Consider the following 2,233-nt stretch of genomic DNA (forward strand, 5'->3'; position numbering starts at 1 on the left):
GCGGGGTACTGCTGCGGGGGTTCGGGTGGCGGCACGCTGGGCGGCGCGGCTGGGCGGTGCGCGGGGTCGACCTGCGGGTCGAGGCCGGGGAGCGGGTTCTGCTGCTGGGGCCGTCGGGGGCCGGTAAGAGCACCCTGCTCAGCGCGCTGGCCGGCCTGCTTCCCGACGACTCCGGCGAGCAGGAGGGCACCGTCGAGATCGACGGGCTCGACCCGCGCAAGGGGCGCGAACGGGTCGGCATCGTCTTCCAGGACCCGGAGACCCAACTGGTGATGGCGCGCTGCGGCGACGACGTGGCGTTCGGGTTGGAAAACCGGGGAGTGCCGGCCGACGAGATCTGGCCCCGCGTCGACGAGGCGCTGCACCGGGTCGGCTTCCCCTACTCCCGGGACCGCCACACCGCGGCGCTCTCCGGCGGCGAGCAGCAACGCCTCGCCCTGGCCGGCGCGCTGGCCCTACGCCCCGCCCTGCTGCTCCTCGACGAGCCGACCGCCAACCTCGACCCGGCCGGGGCCGACCTGGTCCGACACACGGTCGCCGGCGCGCTGGACGCCGACACCACGCTGATCCTGGTCGAACACCGGGTCGCCGAGGCACTGCCGTTGGTCGACCGGGTGGTCGTCCTGGAACCAGGTGGCGGCGTCCGCGCGGACGGCACACCCGAGGCGGTCTTCGCCGCCCACGGTGCCGCCCTCGCCGCCGAGGGGGTCTGGGTGCCCGGTCACCCCATCGCACCCCGGGCCGCCACCGCCGGCCCCGGGGAGGTGTTGCTCACCGCCGACCGGCTCGGCCTGCCGCCCCGGCTGGGCGCCACCGACCTGGCGGTACGCGCCGGTGAGGCACTCGCCGTACGCGGACCCAACGGTGCCGGCAAGTCCACCCTGGCGTTGCTGCTCGGCGGCCTGCTCCGGCCCGGGGCCGGGCGGGTCACCGCGTCCGCCGAGCTGGCCGGGCCGGATCACCGCACTCCCCCGCACCGGTGGCGTGCCCCCGCACTGGCCCGGCGGATCGGGTCGGTCTTCCAGGACCCGGAGCACCAGTTCGTCACCAGCACCGTCTTCGACGAGCTGGCGCTCGGCCCACGCCGCACCGGTCAACCCGAGGCCGCGGTCAAGGAGACCGTGGCCGGGCTACTGGAACGGCTGCGGCTGGCCCGGCTCGCCGCCGCCAACCCGTACACCCTCTCGGGCGGTGAGGCGCGGCGGCTGAGCGTGGCGACCGCCCTGGCCACCGCGCCACGCCTGCTGATCTGCGACGAACCCACCTTCGGCCAGGACCGGCGGACCTGGCAGGAACTGGTCGACCTCTTCGCCGACCTGCGCGACGCCGGGCATGGCGTGGTCACCGTCACCCACGACGCGGACTTCGTCGCCGCGCTCGCCGACCGCACCGTCACCCTGCACCGCGCCTCGGACGACCACCGATGATCAGCATCGAGCCGGTCGCCGCGCCGGACGCGCCACTGGCCCGCCGCAACCCGGTGGCGAAGGTCGCCGCCGCACTGGTCTTCTCATTCACCCTGCTGGCCACCCTGGACCCGGTGGCCCCGGCGATCGCCATCGCCCTCGAACTGGCCGTCCTGCCGCTGTTCGGCATCCGCTACCGGGTGCTGGCCCGACGGGCCTGGCCACTGCTGCTCAGTGCCGCCGGCATCCTGGTCACCCTGGTGCTGTTCGCCGCCGACCGGTCCGGCCGGGTCCTGCTGGACGCGGGGCCGGTGCTGGTGAGCACCGGCGTGCTGCTCACCGCGCTCGGCCTGGTGCTGCGGGTGTTCGCGGTGGCGCTGCCCGGCGTGATCGTCTTCGCGACCACCGACCCCACCGACCTGGCCGACGCGTTGATCCAGAACGCGAAGGCGCCGGCCCGGTTCGCCATCGGGGCGCTGGCCGCGTTCCGACTGGTGCCGCTACTCGGCCAGGAGTGGCAGATGATCAGCATGGCTCGGCGCGCGCGGGGCGTCGACGCGGGACGCAATCCGGTAGCGAAGCTTCGGCTCTTCGCCTCCACCGCGTTCGCGCTGCTGGTGGGGGCGATCCGTCGAGGCACCCGGCTGGCCGTGGCGATGGACGCACGGGGCTTCGACGCCGGCACACCCCGTACCGTCGCCCGCCGGCAGCACTTCACCCGCGCCGACACCCTCCTCATCGCCGGGGCCGTCGTGCTCGCCGCAGCAGCCCTGACCACGAGCGTCCTCCTGGGCACCTTCCGCCCCCTAATCAGCTAACCCCCACCC

Annotated in this window: 2 protein-coding genes; both read left to right on the forward strand. The window is 74.9% G+C overall.

What is annotated here, in order from left to right; all coding sequences use genetic code 11:
- The first annotated feature begins 8 nt into the window (after positions 1-8).
- Positions 9-1,427, forward strand: a complete 1,419-nt coding sequence (locus tag DLJ59_RS00140; RefSeq protein WP_124770514.1) for an ABC transporter ATP-binding protein — start codon at positions 9-11, stop codon at positions 1,425-1,427.
- Positions 1,424-2,224 carry an energy-coupling factor transporter transmembrane component T family protein gene (locus tag DLJ59_RS00145; RefSeq protein ID WP_124770513.1) on the forward strand — a complete coding sequence of 267 codons (801 nt, stop codon included), beginning with the start codon at positions 1,424-1,426 and terminating at the stop codon, positions 2,222-2,224. Before DLJ59_RS00140 ends, DLJ59_RS00145 begins: the two co-directional genes overlap by 4 nt.
- Positions 2,225-2,233 lie beyond the last annotated feature (9 nt).

The sequence above is a fragment of the Micromonospora inaquosa genome, assembly GCF_003857055.1.
GTDB classification, from domain to species: Bacteria; Actinomycetota; Actinomycetes; order Mycobacteriales; family Micromonosporaceae; genus Micromonospora; species Micromonospora inaquosa.